This is a genomic window from Aliinostoc sp. HNIBRCY26, assembly GCF_050235535.1.
GTDB lineage: Bacteria > Cyanobacteriota > Cyanobacteriia > Cyanobacteriales > Nostocaceae > Trichormus.
This window is the reverse complement of sequence record NZ_CP189852.1, coordinates 5,942,820-5,960,120: the sequence shown is the minus strand read 5'-3', so window position 1 is coordinate 5,960,120 and position 17,301 is coordinate 5,942,820. Positions and strand designations below refer to the sequence as shown.

The 17,301-nt window shown below is 41.3% G+C and carries 14 protein-coding genes; 5 read left to right on the top strand and 9 right to left on the bottom strand.

The window, feature by feature from the left end; genetic code table 11:
* Positions 1-221: 221 nt before the first annotated feature.
* Complete coding sequence (locus tag ACQFX9_RS25185) at positions 222-1,238, bottom strand: M28 family peptidase (RefSeq protein WP_427159302.1); 1,017 nt, start codon at positions 1,236-1,238, stop codon at positions 222-224.
* Between the two features lie 236 nt (positions 1,239-1,474).
* On the opposite strand from ACQFX9_RS25185, the gene tmk reads away from it, so the two are divergent.
* Positions 1,475-2,110 carry a dTMP kinase gene (gene tmk, locus ACQFX9_RS25180; protein WP_427163000.1) on the top strand — a complete coding sequence of 212 codons (636 nt, stop codon included), beginning with the start codon at positions 1,475-1,477 and terminating at the stop codon, positions 2,108-2,110.
* 98 nt (positions 2,111-2,208) lie between these two features.
* Complete coding sequence (locus ACQFX9_RS25175) at positions 2,209-2,949, top strand: Uma2 family endonuclease (RefSeq protein ID WP_427162999.1); 741 nt, start codon at positions 2,209-2,211, stop codon at positions 2,947-2,949.
* 131 nt (positions 2,950-3,080) lie between these two features.
* Here ACQFX9_RS25175 and ACQFX9_RS25170 read toward each other — a convergent pair whose 3' ends face one another.
* Complete coding sequence (locus tag ACQFX9_RS25170) at positions 3,081-3,866, bottom strand: choice-of-anchor W domain-containing protein (RefSeq protein ID WP_427159301.1); 786 nt, start codon at positions 3,864-3,866, stop codon at positions 3,081-3,083.
* A gap of 432 nt (positions 3,867-4,298) precedes the next feature.
* Here ACQFX9_RS25170 and holB point away from each other — a divergent pair, with 432 nt between their 5' ends.
* Entirely contained in the window at positions 4,299-5,276 is a 978-nt protein-coding gene (gene holB / locus ACQFX9_RS25165) for a DNA polymerase III subunit delta' (RefSeq protein WP_427159300.1), read from the top strand.
* A gap of 140 nt (positions 5,277-5,416) precedes the next feature.
* Here the strand turns inward: holB and ACQFX9_RS25160 are convergent, their stop codons facing one another.
* The 7 genes from ACQFX9_RS25160 to folK form a co-directional block, all read right to left on the bottom strand.
* Complete coding sequence (locus ACQFX9_RS25160; protein ID WP_427162998.1) at positions 5,417-6,907, bottom strand: NAD(P)H-hydrate dehydratase; 1,491 nt, start codon at positions 6,905-6,907, stop codon at positions 5,417-5,419.
* 119 nt (positions 6,908-7,026) lie between these two features.
* Positions 7,027-7,704, bottom strand: coding sequence for an SAM-dependent methyltransferase (locus tag ACQFX9_RS25155; protein WP_427159299.1), 678 nt, complete (start codon positions 7,702-7,704; stop codon positions 7,027-7,029).
* A gap of 142 nt (positions 7,705-7,846) precedes the next feature.
* Positions 7,847-8,230, bottom strand: a complete 384-nt coding sequence (locus ACQFX9_RS25150) for a hypothetical protein (protein ID WP_427159298.1) — start codon at positions 8,228-8,230, stop codon at positions 7,847-7,849.
* Between the two features lie 38 nt (positions 8,231-8,268).
* Complete coding sequence (locus tag ACQFX9_RS25145) at positions 8,269-9,180, bottom strand: hypothetical protein (RefSeq protein ID WP_427159297.1); 912 nt, start codon at positions 9,178-9,180, stop codon at positions 8,269-8,271.
* A 24-nt stretch (positions 9,181-9,204) separates the two neighbouring features.
* Entirely contained in the window at positions 9,205-9,354 is a 150-nt protein-coding gene (locus ACQFX9_RS25140; RefSeq protein ID WP_427162997.1) for a deaminase domain-containing protein, read from the bottom strand.
* Positions 9,355-9,806: 452 nt separating this feature from the next.
* Positions 9,807-10,355 (bottom strand): NUDIX hydrolase, encoded by a 549-nt coding sequence (locus tag ACQFX9_RS25135; RefSeq protein ID WP_427159296.1) that lies wholly within the window; start codon positions 10,353-10,355, stop codon positions 9,807-9,809.
* A gap of 86 nt (positions 10,356-10,441) precedes the next feature.
* Complete coding sequence (folK, locus tag ACQFX9_RS25130) at positions 10,442-10,933, bottom strand: 2-amino-4-hydroxy-6-hydroxymethyldihydropteridine diphosphokinase (protein ID WP_427159295.1); 492 nt, start codon at positions 10,931-10,933, stop codon at positions 10,442-10,444.
* Between the two features lie 397 nt (positions 10,934-11,330).
* Between folK and ACQFX9_RS25125 the strand changes: the two genes are divergently transcribed.
* Both ACQFX9_RS25125 and ACQFX9_RS25120 read left to right on the top strand, forming a co-directional pair.
* Positions 11,331-13,709 (top strand): transglycosylase domain-containing protein, encoded by a 2,379-nt coding sequence (locus tag ACQFX9_RS25125; protein ID WP_427159294.1) that lies wholly within the window; start codon positions 11,331-11,333, stop codon positions 13,707-13,709.
* A 607-nt stretch (positions 13,710-14,316) separates the two neighbouring features.
* Positions 14,317-17,124: a PAS domain S-box protein gene (locus tag ACQFX9_RS25120; protein WP_427159293.1), complete on the top strand. Its 2,808-nt coding sequence runs from the start codon at positions 14,317-14,319 to the stop codon at positions 17,122-17,124.
* Positions 17,125-17,301 lie beyond the last annotated feature (177 nt).

Genomic DNA, 17,301 nt, shown 5'->3' with positions numbered 1-17,301 from the left:
TTTGCTCAAAACTAACAATATCTCAGTCGATAGGTGTGAATATTTAATACAGGGTTCAGCTATTTAAAAACCCTTATACATTGAATATTTTTGCATTTTAATTTTGTATAACCATATGTAGCATTAATAATGTTTCAATGGAAGATAGAATCTGACTTTTTTAATTTTGTAGGCGCATTTTTTCCACAGGAAGATGCAAAACTATGAAGTATTTTTGATTTTTAATTCGGTGTTTGTACAATTTGTTGATTTAATAAGGTGTTAGTAGCATTAACTACAATTTGTGCAGAACCGAGAAAAAACGATCGCTCAATATTATCAGGCGTATCACTAGGTTGATGATAGTGGGGTGTCCGCAGATTAGCGGTGTCTGTCACCAATACAGCACCAACTCCTTGATACCAGAACGGCGCGTGATCACTCCGCAGAGTATCCGGTGTCAGTATACCTTTGAGGGGAATCGGTAAACTCAACACAGTTGGTAAATTCGTTGGCTGAGATTTTTGAAAAGCTGTCAACAGTGATAAATGTTCTGTATCACCTATGGCAACTAAAAAATCGCCTTTATCACTAGGTGGAGTCACAGGTAAACCTTGGGGATATTGCTGACAACCACTAGTGTAGCAAGCATAACCTATCATATCCATGACAATTACGCCCTGGAGATTTTGCAGACGCTGTTCTTCCTGGACAAAAGCTTTACTTCCCACTAATCCCGCTTCCTCTTTGTCAAAAAATGCTAACTGCAAAGTTTGGGGTGTGGGTAAAGAGTGAAAAATTCTGGCTAATTCCAGTAATACCGCTATACCGCTAGCGTTATCATCAGAACCAGGAGAGGCAGCTACAGTATCATAATGGGCAGCCACTAAAATTGCTTTGGCTGTGGTGTCAGTTCCTGGACGTTCCGCAAATACATTCACACCATCAGGAAACCTTTCTAATTTCGGTTTCCAGCCTAATTTGCGTAATTCATTTGTGATATAAATCCGAGTTAGCGATCGCTCTTTAGCTGTGTAGCGTTGAAAATTTAACTTTTGAATATGAGCTAATAATTTATTCGCAGATACTTGCAAAGCCGGATTAACTGTTGGAGATTCTGGTTGCTTTCCCGGTGTAATTACTGGTCTACTCTCTACAATTTCTACTGAGTCACGCTGTTGGAAAAATGTACTCTCCCTACTACCAAGAATCACAATTGCCACAAGCACCAAAAGTGCCAACCAAATCCTTTTTTTCATAAGAATTTATTCCTGCCTTCCCAACTAGGTTAACGCAGATAGTCATTAGTCATTAGTCATTAGTCATTAGTCAGCATCGGCTAAACGCCGCGCTACCGCTAACAGCACTCAGCACTCATTACTTCTCCCTTGTCTCCCCATGCCCAATGTATCCACCTATCACGTAGACTGATAAAGCGTCTAGATGCTGGTTTCTTCATTTTGAATTTTGAATTTTGAATTTTGAATTACTTAAGATGGGTGGCAGATTAATTGTATTTGAGGGTGTAGAAGGTTGCGGCAAAACTAGCCAAATGCAGCTTTGTGCAGAATGGTTACAAGGTTTGGGGATTTCAGTAATTATTACTCGTGAACCAGGGGGAACGGAGTTAGGTGTCCATTTACGGCGATTGTTATTAGAAAAGAAAGAGGATCAGCCTGTGGCTGAGGTGACGGAATTATTATTGTATGCTGCCGATCGCGCACAGCACGTTTCCCAAGAATTATTACCCAATTTAGCAGCAGGGAAGTATGTTTTGTGCGATCGCTATGTTGACTCTACCATTGCCTATCAAGGTTATGGTCGTGGTTTGGATATGAATTTAATTCATCAACTTAATCAGATTGCTACTGGTGGCTTAACTAGTGACTTAACTATCTGGTTAGATGTAGATGTAGAGGTAGGATTTGCTCGTAAACGTGGGGATGCAATGGGATTAGACCGCATTGAGCAAGAAACTATTGCTTTTCATCGTCGTGTGCAGCAAGGCTATCAAGATTTAGCTGCTACCTCTGCCTCTCGTACGGTTCGGGTTGATGGTAGTTTGAGTAAAGAAAGTGTACATCAAGCAATACAGGCAGTTTTACGTTTACACTTCCAGGATTTGCCATAGCAAGCTACTTTGAGTTGTCAGGTTGTAGTCCTTGCCTGACGGCTGGCCACAGGAATTTCTTGATAAAATCAAACTACCCAATGCCACCACTTGCGGTTATGGTTAACACCTCTCCACAACAACCAACTTCTTCGGCTTCCCCTGATTATATTCCTCCTCTTGAGAGTGGCGATCGCTTGGTTCGTCCTGAATTTGAGCGACGTTACAGTGCTATGCCGAATCTGAAAAAAGCTGAATTAATTGAAGGAATAGTTTACGTGGCTTCTCCTCTGCGCTTTGAACCCCACGCCGAACCCCACGGTGATTTAATGATCTGGCTGGGAAATTATAAAGTGGCTACACCTGGTGTTCGACTAGGTGATAACCCGACTGTACGACTAGATTTAGATAATGAACCCCAGCCGGATGCTATTTTGATCATTGATACTGCTTGTGGCGGACGTTCTTATATTGGTGTGGATGGTTATGTAGAAGGCGCGCCGGAATTAGTTGCGGAAGTTGCCGCTAGTAGTGCGACTAAAGACTTATACGATAAAAAACGCGCCTATCGTCGCAATGGTATTCAGGAATATATTGTTTGGCAAGTTTTTGAAAGCACTGTGAGTTGGTTCAGCTTGCAAGATGGTGAATATGTGGAGTTAACACCAAATGCAGATGGTATCATTCAAAGTCAAGTATTTCCAGGATTGTGGCTGGATATCTCCGCATTAGTAACGGGTAATATGCAGCAAGTGTTAGGGGTGTTGCAAACAGGATTAAATTCAGGGGAACATCAAAAGTTTGTTGCAGAGTTACAGAAATTTGCGACAGGCGATCGCTTTTCTGGGAATGGGGAATAGGGACTGGGGACTGGGGATTGGGGACTGGGGACTGGGGATTGGGAAAATGTGGGACGGAGATTTAAACCCCGCCCAAAATAATCGTCGTTAAGAGTTTTGCGGACAGTTAACTGTCAACTTCAAAACTCAAATTACAGAGATACTTCTTTCTCTGAGTTATTCACAGATTGCTTTTTCTTGTTGTAAGCAACGCCGGCAATACCAGCTAAGAACATTGCACCCACCATTCCAGGTTCAGGTACAGATGTAGAAGTAGAACCCACTTTAATTTGATAAGCTAAGGCTGAATTTCTGGGTACAGCATCCGTCCAACTCATCAACACTTGACCTGTGAGGGTAAAAGGCTGAGATATATCGCTGATTTGCAGATAGTCTATATCTCTTCCCGTTCCGCTTACAGAAGAAAGAACATTATCAGCAATTGCTGTGCCATCAAAGGCTAAGTTACTCAGTTCTATAAAACTATTATCAGCCGCACGAGTACGGATAAAAATGCTATTAGCTGCACCAGTAAAACTAGTAGTGCTGAGTAGTTGTCCGTCCACGATGTAGTTTACCTGACTACCAGTGTATTCTAGGGAAAAATTCACTGGTGTACCATTACCCCATACACGTTGACCTGATACCACTGGTATACCGCCAATCAAATTACTACCACTAGGTATCAAGGGTGTGTTAAGACCTAATTCTCTTTCCGCAGAACTTAAGCTATTGTTCCCAATGCGGCCTTCAGCCACAAATAATTCCGTAAAGTCACCGTTAAACAGCAGATCCTCAAACTCTGCATCCGTAAAACCTGCTCTATTAACAAGTGTGAAAGCCTGTGCTGCGTTAGTTGTCAGCAATAAACTAATAGTAGTTAATCCTAAAGCTGTCAGGAATTTGCTTTTGGAGCTAAATAGTTTTGACGATAACATTGTTTTTTGATTGTTGATGGTTAGTTAGTATGTGCTTAAACAGTGGAAACTCTTTAAACCTATGTAGCAGAATTTGCTTCTATCTTTATTTATTAGGTTAGTGCTTGAACGGTGTTTTGTCTAGAAAATGTGTGCATCTTTACCAAATTTTCGATTATTACTGTAAAGTATTGATTTTTATGTGCAGAATACCGAAATAATAGTTAACATTTATGATGGGAATTTTACTGTAATCAGAGATAATTCTTGTTCACAACCCAAGTAGAAATCCGATAAGTAGAACAGGAAAAATAATTAAAGGTTTTTAATGAGAACTAAATTTCTCTCTGCGTTCGCCCGCGAACAAAAAAGGACTAAAGTCCTTACTACGAACTTAATCCTGGTATTTGTTTTTCCAGTTGTTCTACTCACATCTGATACAAAACATTGAAAATGAACTTAATCATGAAAGAATGCTTTGCACCACTTTTAGGGCAAGCACAAGCTGTAGAATTACTGACTCAGGCTGTAAAACAGAATCGAGTAGCACCAGCTTATATGTTTGTGGGTGCGGATGGTGTGGGACGAAGTTTAGCGGCGCGGTGCTTCATTGAATTATTATTTGCTAATGCTGTCCAAGCTGAATCTCTGTCATCCTTACAGCAACGCTTACGTCAAGGGAATCATCCCGATGTCTTTTGGGTACAACCGACTTACCAATATCAAGGACAACGCCTCACCGCCGCAGAAGCTGCTGAAAAAAAACTCAAACGCAAAGCACCACCTGTAATTAGGCTAGAGCAAATTCGGGAAATCACTGAATTCCTCGGTCGTCCTTCTTTGGAAGCACCCAGAAATATTGTAGTCTTGGAGGAAGCCCAAACGATGGCGGAAGCAGCAGCTAATGCGCTACTCAAGACTTTGGAAGAACCAGGAAACGCAACGATAATTTTAATTACTCCTGCACCAGAATCTTTGTTACCAACTTTAGTATCACGCTGTCAGCGCATCGCTTTTTCTCGCCTAGATACAGAGTCTTTGACTCAAGTGTTGACAAAGACGGGGCATGAAGAAATATTACAGTATCCTGCGATTTTGAGTATAGCAGCAGGTAGTCCAGGAAGTGCGATCGCAGCTTACGAGCAGTTACAAGCCATTCCCTCAGACTTACTCGCAAATTTACTAAAAGTACCCACCTCCTACCGCCAAGCTTTAGAACTAGCTAAACAAATTGATAAGGAATTAGATACAGAAACGCAACTGTGGTTAGTTGATTATCTGCAACAGTCATACTGGCAACAATGGCATCAACCAACCATTATGAATCAATTAGAACAAACACGTAAATACTTACTCGCTTACACCCAACCCCGTCTAGTCTGGGAATGTACATTATTATTTCTTTTCCAAACTCTGAATCCTCAAAATTAAAACAATTCGCAATTCGCAATTCGCAATTCGCAATTCGCAATTACGTTTTGTGACGGGGATTTAAACCCCGACACAAAACACGCTGCTTATAGAAGCAGGGGACTTAAACCCCCAAAGTTTTTTAAAGAGACTTGCAGATCCTAAGCAGGATGAATTACGGGTAGGAGGTAATTTGTCAAAGTAAAGGCATCTACTCCTAATTCTGTGCGCTCTTTAGCTGCTAAAATTCCTGCTTGGGCGTGCCACCATGCGGCTGTAGCAACAATATCTTCTATGGGCAATTCTTTAGTGATAGCCTGGGCTAATAATCCCCCAATTAAACCTGTTAAGACATCGCCACTACCACCACGGGCTAAAGCTGGGGTACTTTCGGGATTAATCCAGACGATACTCTGGGGATTGGATATTGCTGTTCTTGCACCTTTTAATAAGACTACTGACCCACTTTGGGTGGCGGCTTCCTGCACAGCCGCTATTCTGTCTTGTTTAGCATCCGGTAAATGGGGAAACAAGCGTTGAAACTCACCTGTGTGGGGTGTGAGGATGGTTGCAGCTTGGCGTTTTTGTAAGGTGGGGATGGTATCTAGCCCTGCTAAGATATTCAAAGCGTCGGCATCGAGAACTAAAGGGCGATCGCATTGCATCACTTCTTCGACAATGGGAGTAGCATCTGTAGTTAATCCAGGGCCACAAGCGATCGCACTAAAGGAATTTAAATTTGTCTTCTCTGGTAATTGTAACTGAGCGATCGCCCCACTTTCCGTCTCTGGGCAACCAACAATCAACGCTTCCGGCAAATGAGACACCAAAAGCGGCTTGAGAGATTCCGGTACAGCCACAGACAGCATCCCCACACCACTCGCCCTAGCACCCAAAGCTGTTAAAATTGCCCCCCCTGCGTAACGTCGCGAACCGCAAATTAACAGTAGATGTCCTTCTTTATATTTATGCGTGACTAGGGGACGGGGTAAAGGTAGGGTAGAAACTGCCGTGGTTTTTGTAATGCGTTTAATTTTGTGGGTGTCTCCTAAAACCGCCTGCACATCAGCCAAAGGAATATCAAAATCAATCAACTCCGCTTTACCCACATATTCCAAAGCCTGATCCTGTAATAAACCCAACTTCCACAAACCCAAACACAGGGTATAAGTTGCACGAATAGCCGTCCCCAATACCTCACCTGTGTCAGTATGCAAACCGGAAGGCACATCAATACTAATAATAGGTTTATCCCAGTTATTGAAATGATTAATTGCTGAAGCGATGGGATCAGTAATGGCTTTTTCTAAACCAAAACCAAACAACCCATCAATTAAAAAATCACAATCAGGTAATTGTTCAATCTCTTGATAACAGGGTATGCCAAGACTTTGAGCATATTGCAAATGCTGCGACGTTAATTCCTTAAACTTAGAAAAAGGTGCGTAAATCCAAATATTTAACCCTTGAAAGTGTAACTCACGGGCTACAACTAACGCATCTCCGCCGTTATGCCCAGGGCCGACAAGGATACCAACGCGGGGACTGGGGTAAATATCCTGAATACGCCTAGCAATAAGTCCCGCCACCTTTTCCATCAAAGCAGCAACAGGCATTCCGGCGGCAAATATTCGTCCTTCAATATCCCGCATTTGGGCAGCAGTGACAACGACTTGGGAAATTTGTTCTTTTCTAGTCAGCACTTCACCTTACCGTAATTGATTAGCTAGCACATACCAATAATCTATAGCGCAAGGACAAAGCAAATTAATTAGTGTATCCTCAGCATTTCATTACCACCACGCTGCAACTCATACTCAACCTGGTGAATTTCACATTGGTATCCTTGCTTTTCTAGCTGCTCAACTATAGATGGCAGATGGGGCGATCGCTGTAACATTAAAGTTAATAATGGGAAAATTCTCACCTCTTTGCAGACGCGCAACATTTCCCGAATAGATTCTAAATGAAAGTTTTCATCAAAATGGTCGGAATATAAAAAGAGAAAATGAGAACTCAAACCCAAGTCAAATTCACCATCTTGGTATTTTAATTTGGGTAACTCACCCACCTCATATCTACCCTCATATTTGCCAAGTTCAAAATCTGCACAAAAAAGTTGCGTGACTTGTTCGCGATTTTTCCTCAAACCATCGGGTGATTTATGATACTTCCACACCCAATCATCAGGAGTTCGTTCCACTTGTGCAATCACATTATCAACGACTTGAGCAAAGCGATCGCGAATTTGCGCCGATGTAAAAATGTAAAGTGGGTCAATAGACTTGATGCGATATCCCTGTCGTGTGCCTTCGGCATTGAAGCTGGCCGGGCCATCAGCTACACTCAAAATGGATTTTTGTAAGTCAGCATCAGTCAAGTTAAACATTTTGACATATTCATCCAGCGACCTCCCAAAAGGAACGACCTGTTCTAACTGCATTACCATTAACCGTAATCCTCAAACTCGGAAATGTTTCCTTTACTGCTTCCATCGATAAATTAAAACACACTAACGTTCAAGATTAAACATTACATCTAAGTGATACTAATTATCAGCTTTCGTTTTATTTGAAAACTACAACTTAACTTTAATAAGACTCAAATCTCCTACTGTCATAATAGAAAGTTAGAAAAGTCCCATCATCAACTATTATTCCCAAAATGATATCTAAAGTTTCTAAAAAATAAGGACTACCAGATTCATCCTCTTTACTATTCACAGGTTCATCTAGTAGGGAAACTACAATAGCAGGTTGGTTTTGGTACGGAAGTCTTCTGTTTTTCAGATTATCTTTCCATTTGACAATTTGTCCAACTACAAACTCCTCTTTTTCAAGAAAATTTTTGCAAGCAGATTGTAGCAAATTAATATATTCTTCATCATATTGTTTTTCTGTTGCTTCTTCTTCGTTAGCATCACCCACACGAAGACTATTTAAAATTTCACCTATCACATCTTTTTGCTCACTCATTGCATGACATCCTCTCCGTTCAAAAATAGTCAAATATTTTAACTTATACTTGTCTTATATTTCTTTATATAATATTTATTATTGTCAAGTTTTTTATCTAATAAATTCTTTTTGAAAGCAATATTAAATGTGTGATTTAAATTGGTTAATATACCAATATTCTTAGTATTATAAGTTTTGTTTTTATCTTTATCATCAAGCAAAATAATATTCCACATTGCCAAACTGATATCATTTAATTTATCTATTTGACGAGATATTATGCGTTTTTCATGTGCTAATCTACCTGTTGAGTAGATAGAGCTAGGAGGCAATAAATACCAGCTTGCTGGTACAACATCTAATAACCACCATTCAAATAATTCACGTCTGCCATCAGAGCCAGGAAAGATGGCGTAGCCCTCTAGACAATCATCTAAAATATCTATCAGTGCTGCTAGCGACTGATTAGGAGCAAGTGCTTTTATTGCATTACTATAAACATCCAAAGCTTCATATAATATCTGGAAGCTGGCAATTTTTTTTGTTGTATTCAAAAGTTGCAAGTGATTGACTGTAGCATTTTCTGCTATTGTTCTCACAGCTTGAACACTTTGCTCTTTATTATTCATCATTTCTGTGATGGTTGTTATTAACCAAACAGCTACTTGGTTAATAGTTACTTGGGGAATACAGTTATCAGGCTGATAATATTTAACCGTAGGTTCTACAACAACAGCAAGTATCAATGCCATCCAAACACAACGAAGATGGCTTAATGAGGGATTATAACTCTGAAATGAAGTTAAAATATCGTCTAAAGCTTCTTCAAGAGATGCTGTTGCTTCTGGTTCATAAAGTTCTTCATAATGTTCTTGTAATACCCTGTCTAATGTTCCTTGTAGTGATTTGGGTAAATTGCAAAGTAATAATGACTTTCTGTTTATAGAACTACTCCTTCTCGAAGTCATAACTCCTCCCTAGTCCTGTAGTAATTATGGTGGATATGGGTAGTCCCAAAAAACCTCTATCTCTATATGTGGAAACTTTTCCCTAAACTGCCTTAACACGCTGTTACAACTCTCGCATGGTTGAAACTCAGTATAAAGATAGAGTTTGCCCTTTACTTGAAGATCGTAAAACATTTCCAGGGTATGAGCAATTTCTGATAAGACCTTATACTCAGCATCAGTATCCATCAACCGACTTGTACGAGAGTCAATAGATGGCTGAAATTGCCCTCCTTCTGATTTCGGAGTAGGTATTGTGCGGATAGGACTCTTGCTACCCCCTTTGGAAGTAGCTCCCGCACAGAAAGCCACATTGTTATCAAGGTACAATTCAGCAATTGCAACATTGCTTCTACCAACAGGTTTTCGTAGATACAACTCCCTAATTAAAGCAGCACTATTTCGTAAATCCTCCTTTTTCGGGTTAGGACTCATGGAGGTAAATCACTAAAGTAGTCAGATGTTTCCTAGCTAACTTGCAAACATAGACAACCGATGAAGTTTTTTAGTCAATCTAAAATCTGCAAGTTAGACATGAAACAGATGATGAAGTATGTGATGTTCTTAAGAACTAAACTCGCTCTTACTTAAACTAAAAATGGACGTGCTAAGAAAAAGCTGGAAACTGTTTTAGCATCCACTGGTTCGCCTTCTAAAATGGCTTTTTCAAAAGCTTCTGGCGTGAAAAATACAATCTCTATATCTTCATCAGCTTCTTGCGCTGGTGGGTTTTCCAGCTTTTCTAAATCTCTGGCTAGGTAGGCGTAGATAATTTCATCGGAATAGCCTGGTGCTAGGAAAAATTCGCCTAATTTATCCCATTTCTGCGCGCTGTAACCGGTTTCTTCTTGAATTTCGCGTGTTACTGTATCTAATGGATCTTCGTTGGGTTCTACTGTCCCGGCGGGAAATTCTAGTATCCTACCTTGAATGGCAAAACGATATTGGCGTACAAGGATGAGTTTACCTTCCGCAGTCACAGGCACAGCTAAAGCACCGCCGGGGTGACGAATGCACTCCCATTCGCCTTCGGATTTGTTGGGTAAACGCAGGCGATTTACTTCAAAATCAAACTTGCGTCCCTTGTAAAATAAGCGTTGCTTTAATAGCTGTGGTAATTCTCTACCTAATGGCATATCTAAGATTGTGTTGTGTGTAACTACGCAAATATAACTATGTTGGCAATTATGCCAGTGTTTTTTGCGTTGATTGAATGGTCACTTTAACTGCCCTTTAACAAATGTACATCAGAACAGTCTACTTTTTTTACAAGTTCTGCCACGGTTAATCCGGAAACTGGCTCTAGCCAGTCGGGGGCGATTTCCGCTAAAGGCACAAGGACAAAGGCTCGCTCGTGCATTCGGGGGTGGGGGATCTGAAGATTAGGTGCATTAATAATTAGGTCATCGTATAGCAGTATATCTAAATCCAGCGATCGCGGCCCCCAACGTTCTTGACGCACACGCCCAAATTTTTGTTCTGTGGCTAGCAATGTCTCGATTAATTGCTGCGGAGTCATGGTGAGTTGCAAAATAATACAACCATTGATGTAATCTGGTTGTGGTGGCCCTACTGCTTTAGTTCTATACCAACTGGATTGAGCTATTAACTCAATACCAGCAATTGTGACTAATTCTGCAATGGCTGCTGCTAAATTCGTCAGGGAATCACCTATATTACTACCGAGTGAGATCGCACTTTTGTGGACTAACACATTTTTCACTCAATTTTTTCTAATACTTTTGATAGTGTTTTTCTGAAAATAATTTAACTAAAACAGATGTATTAATATTTACTAAATCCAGATTCGCGCTCAGAGAATCCCAAGGGTCTGTATCCAGAGTTGCTACTTGTTTAGGGAATAAATAAGTACACCTAGTATCCCTATGCCATCTAGGATTGAATAGGATTTTACCAAGTAAATGCAAACATTCCAGACATTAATTCTGGATGCTTAAATGATTTTCAATGGCTATAAAAAAACATTTTTATGTAGCAATGAATTCAGTGAATTCTTTATGGGATACTATACTAACACGGATGTAGTGCGCCCACAGAAAACTATTGCTTAGTATTTAGCGGATAACTACATAATTTGACGAAGAACTAATGTGGAGAAGCTTACCTCCTGGTTCAAGCAATTAGCCGCATTTTCAGTGACTCAAGATAAGGAGGAACTACGCTTGTCGCCCGGTAATCAATTCAAAAACGAAGAATCGACTAATGAGCGATTACCACAAACGAAGTCAGCGAAAGTTAGACAAATATTCCGCCAGATGGGTACAGCGACTGTGGGGATATTGGGAAACTTTACTAGTCGTGAGCGGCCGATTTATCGGCGGGTGTGGTTTTGGGCTGGCTTGAGTCTAGGAGGTGGGATTGTCGCTTTTAGCTACTTGATTTCAACCATAGATCGTTCCTTGCCGGATAAGTCAGAACTGCAAACAGTCATCCGCGAGCAAACACTAACGATTAAGGCAGTTGATGGCAGCATCTTACAACAGCAAGGGGAAGCAACGCGAGAATCTCTCAAACTAGAACAAATACCCGATAATCTCCAAAAAGCCTTTATTGCTATTGAGGATAGGAGATTTCAGCAACACGGTGGTGTTGATACCCAGGGGATTTTAAGAGCAGTTGTGAATAACTTGCGATCGCAAAATGTTGTTGAAGGTGGTAGCACCATTACCCAACAGCTAGCGCGGATTCTCTTCCTCAAGCAAGAAAAGACAATTTGGCGCAAACTCAAAGAAGTCCGCCTCGCCCACAAACTAGAACAAGAGTTAACTAAAGACCAAATTTTAGAACGTTATTTAAATTTAGTTTACTTGGGTTCAGGTGCTTATGGTGTAGCTGATGCTTCCTGGGTGTACTTTAGTAAACCAGTAGATCAACTTACCTTACCAGAGATTGCCACCATTGCCGGACTCGCCCCCGCACCTAGTGCTTATTCCCCAGCCACTAACCCCACAGCCGCCAAGCAACGGCGGGATTTAGTCCTACAGAGGATGGAAGAGGAAGGTTTTATCACAGATGCTCAAAAACAAGCCGCCATCCAAGAACCAATTAAACTGCAAACCAGTCTACCAAAACGCCTCCAGTTAGAAGCTCCATATTTTAGCAGCTATATTTTACAAGAATTACCCAAACACGTTGCCCCCGATGTGTTAACCAAAGGGGGTTTAATTGTGGAAACAACTTTGAATCCCAAATGGCAAAAAGCCGCAGAAGCTGCCGTTACCAAAACCTTAGAAAATCAAGGTAGATGGCAAAACTTCAAACAAGCCGCCTTAGTCGCTATCGACCCCCGCAACGGCGAAATTCAGGCGATGGTGGGGGGGAAAGACTTTGGCAAATACCAATTTAATCGCGTCACCCAAGCCCAACGTCAACCAGGCTCAACCTTTAAAGGCTTTGTTTACGCCACCGCGATCGCCACAGGCAAAAGCCCCTACGATACTTATGTAGATGCACCTTTTGTCATTGACGGCTACGAACCTAAAAACTATAGTGAAAGTTTTCGGGGTGAGATGAATATGCGCGATGCGCTCACCCGTTCTGTGAATGTAGTTGCTCTGAAAGTCTTACTAGATGTTGGTTTTGAACCAACTATTAACCTTGCCCATAACATGGGGATTAAATCCAAGCTGTTACCTCACTACTCCCTCGCCCTTGGCTCCAATGAAGTCAACCTGTTAGAATTAACTAGTGCTTATGGTACTTTTGCTACTCAAGGACTACATACAGAGCCACATGGTATTCGTCGCATCCTCGACCGCAAAGGTGAAGTTATTTGGTCAATAGATGCTCAACCAAAACGCGTCCTTGACCCCACCAGTTCAGCCATTATGACTTGGATGTTACGCAACGTCGTGGAAGCTGGGACAGGTGCAGCAGCTCAATTAGATAATCGCCCAGTCGCGGGTAAAACAGGCACATCCGATGAAGCCCGTGATTTATGGTTTATTGGTTACATCCCCCAAGTAGTTACAGGGGTGTGGCTAGGTAACGATAATAACCGCCCCACCTATGGTAGTAGCGGTAGCGCAGCTTACGCTTGGCACGAATTTATGGAAGTGGCGGTGGAGGGAATGCCGGTAGAAAAGTTTCCCGAAAGACCAAAACTAGAAGGTCGTAAAGGTAGTATCAAAGCTCAACCGATTAAGGGGAGAAAAATTTCTAACCGTCCTCTAGAAACCAGTGAAGAACAAGAACAACAGGAAACCAGACCATCGAGAAGACGCAGAAGCAGCTATCAACAAACAGATGATAACTCATCTTCCGAGTCACCCAGAAGAAAGCGGCGCAATCGTCCCAGACGAGAAACAACTGCTAGTGATACCAGCACAGTAACCCCCGTAAGAGTCCGGCGCAGAAGGACATCAGAATCAGGTTCCTCTACAACTCAAAATTCTGGAAATTCCCCAGCCCCAGCGAACTCTTCAGCCCCGACACCCTCTTGGCGGGAACGACTTAGACCGAGGAATTAGGAACTATCGATACAGCATCCTAGCCACTGCGTTACTGAGGAAAGTTGCGTGGGCGGGGTTCCCTCGTTGTAGCCAGTGGCGTGGATTTAGTATCTCTAAAAATATTCAGTAGGAATTGTTCACAAATATCTTGTAAATCCGTATCTATCCCAATGACAATCAACATATAACGGCTGATACTAGGTTGATTAGATACCAGATTATAGGGTTCCAGGTTCTTCATCTGGGCAGCTATTTGGGGGTAGGTGCATTGCAACTAGCAAGTGTCATCTATCCCCTTAACTAATTTCTAGAACCAGATTATATCAAGGGACTTCCCAGCCGATGGTGCTGAATCAGGCGAAAAAGCTGATCAATTGACAAAAAGCCAGAAACAAAGATATCCTCAACTTTCATTGCATCAGCTATCGTTTGTAATCTGTATTAATTTATAAATAATTCATAATTGATAGAGAAAAGCTCTTACCTGTAAATGCGATCGCTATTAGAGTAGAAAATCCCTCAAACAGAGTTTGCAGGAGTAAATTCAGGCAAATTGCAGGTAAATGAGGCAAAATGTTTCAAAAATAGTCATTGACCAGTAAACCTGTTCCTTGTTGCCTGCGCTATGAGTGTCAATAGTTACCAAGAGTCTGCCTTAGATATCACTACAGTAGTACAACTATCACAAGCAATTGCAGGTGAACTTGTGCTGTCTGATTTACTCCCAAACTTAATCTACATATTCATGGAGCATACTGAGGCGGACGTTGGCTTTTTAGTGATGGAGAAAGGTGGGGAATGGGTAATAGAAGCTGCTGGGCAGTTTCAATTAGGAGAAATTAGCATTAATAGTCTATTGCAGTCTTTACCAATTGCTAATTATTTATCTCAAAGTATCATCCATCAAGTAGCCAAAACACAGACAAGCATTGTTTTAAACAATGTAACTCCCATAGATACATTTACAACAATTGCTAACATTCAATATCATCAATCCCAATCTCTGCTATGTGTACCACTGGTCAATCAAGGGCAACTCGAAGGCATACTTTATCTAGAGAAACAGGAAGACAAACCTTTTAGTGGATATCACTTGGCACTGATAGAAACTTTATCAGGACAAACGGCGATCGCTCTAGCTCATGCCCAACTGTACACCCAAATTAAAGAACGGGAAAATCAACTAGCACAAATATTAAACGCCCTTCCCATTGGTGTGGCTCTGCATGACACCACTGGCAAAATTGTCTACGCCAATTCCATTGCCGCGCAACTAGCTGGCGATGACGGAGCGCGAGAAGCCACAATTGCGGAAATTTCCCAAGCTTATCACCTGTATCGAGGCTCAACTGAACAGCTTTATCCTACAGATGAATTGCCCGTTGTTCGCGCTTTAGCGGGAGAAACATTAACAATCGATGATATTGTGATACTGCAAGGTAATTGTGCGATCGCCCTGGAAGTAGTCAGTACACCAATTTATAACGAGCAAGGGCAAACAGTCTATGCACTCTGCGCTATGCAAGATATTACTGAGCGCAAACAAGTAGAAATTGCCCTCAAAGAAAGTGAAGAACGCTTCCGTCAGCTAGCAGAAAATATTGATGCCATCTTCTGGATGAGAGCCAGTGATCAGTTTCAGATATTGTATATTAGTCAAGCTTATACTCGGATATTTGGAGGATCTGCCACTCAGATATTTGAGAATCCCCAGTCATTTTTTAATTTTGTCCATCCAGAAGATTTAGATAAAATCAAGACTGTCGTCGTCAATTCCCAAGATAGCTTTGAGCTAGAGTATCGCATTGTCCGCCCAGATGGTGAAATTCGCTGGATACGCGATCGCTGTTTTCCCATCCGCGACACCAAAGGGAAAATCTATCGCTATGCTGGGATTGCAGAAGATATCACCCAACGCAAGCAAGCAGACGCAAAAATTCACGAACAGGCTACCTTAATTGATATTTCCACTGATGCGATTTTCGTCCAGGATTTAGAAAATCGCATTTCATTTTGGAATGAAAGTGCTAAATGTTTATACGGTTGGACAGCCGCAACTGTGATCGGCCAAAATGCCATCCAACTCTTATTTCACCCAGATGAAACCGCACTGCTAGCCAAAGAAATTCAACCCGCACTGACTCATCAAGGTGCTTGGCAAGGTGAACTGCTTCAAGTTACCCAAGACGGTAGAAAAATCACCGTTGCTAGCCGTTGGACTCTCGTCCGAGATGATCAAGGACAACCAAAATCAATTTTAGTAACCAATACCGACATTACAGAGAAAAAACAAATCGAACAACAGTTTCTCCGCGCCCAAAGGCTAGAAAGCATCGGCACATTGGCTAGTGGTATTGCCCATGACTTAAATAATGTACTGTCTCCCATATCCATGTCATTAGAATTATTGGAAAAAAAATTATCTGACCAACAAAGCCGACAATTACTCAAAATGCTTGATAGCAACGTCAAGCGAGGAGCCGCATTAATCAAACAAGTTTTGTCGTTTTCCAGAGGTGTATCAGGAAAACGCATGATTATTCAGGTTAAGCACATAGTTTCGGAAATCCAGCACATCATTCAACAGACATTTCCTAAATCTATAGAATTTTCCACCCATATCGCTCCAGAACTGTGGACAATCAGTGGTGATGCCACACAACTCAACCAAGTAATCATGAACTTGTGCATTAATGCTCGTGATGCTATGCCTAACGGTGGTTGTTTGCGAATCTTGGCGACAAATATTTTCATCGATGAATTATCTGTGCAGAAATATCCAGAAGCCGAAGTGGGTTGTTATGTGATGCTGGCTGTAACAGATACGGGTATGGGTATTCCTCCTGAGATATTGGAGAGAATGTTTGAGCCATTTTTTACTACCAAAGAAATCGGTAAGGGAACGGGATTAGGATTATCAACGGTAATTGGTATCACCAGAAGTCACGCCGGATTTATCAATGTCGAAACTACAGTAGGGAAGGGTAGTCAATTTCAGGTATATCTACCAGCCGTGACAGGTCAACAATCACAACCTCCAGCTGCTCAAGATATCCCCAAAGGTAATGGGGAATTAATTCTAGTGGTAGATGATGAACAATCGATTAGAGAAATGGCGAAAGCATTGCTGTTGAACCATAACTACAGGGTGTTAACAGCTAATAATGGTGTGGATGCGATCGCTATATATATTCAGCACAAAACCGAGATTAATGTGGTGCTAGTAGATATGATCATGCCAGATATGGACGGCATTACAACTATCCACACACTACAAAAAATCAACCCCACCGCTAAAATTATTGCCTCTAGTGGATTATTATCCAGCGATAAACTAGCTGAGGTGGCTAGTTCTGGTGTGCAAGCATTTTTACCCAAGCCCTACACTCTACCAGAATTATTACGGACGATATATTTGGTCAATAGTCAATAGTCAATAGTCAATAGTCAATAGTCATTAGTCATTAGTCATTAGTCATTAGTCAACTAATTTTAAATTCAATCCAAAATCCAAAATCCAAAATTCAGAGGGTGAATACGTATCAAAAATTTAGCTATTTTTATGTTTAATTTGCTTAATTGATACATATCCTACAATCTTGTGTATATA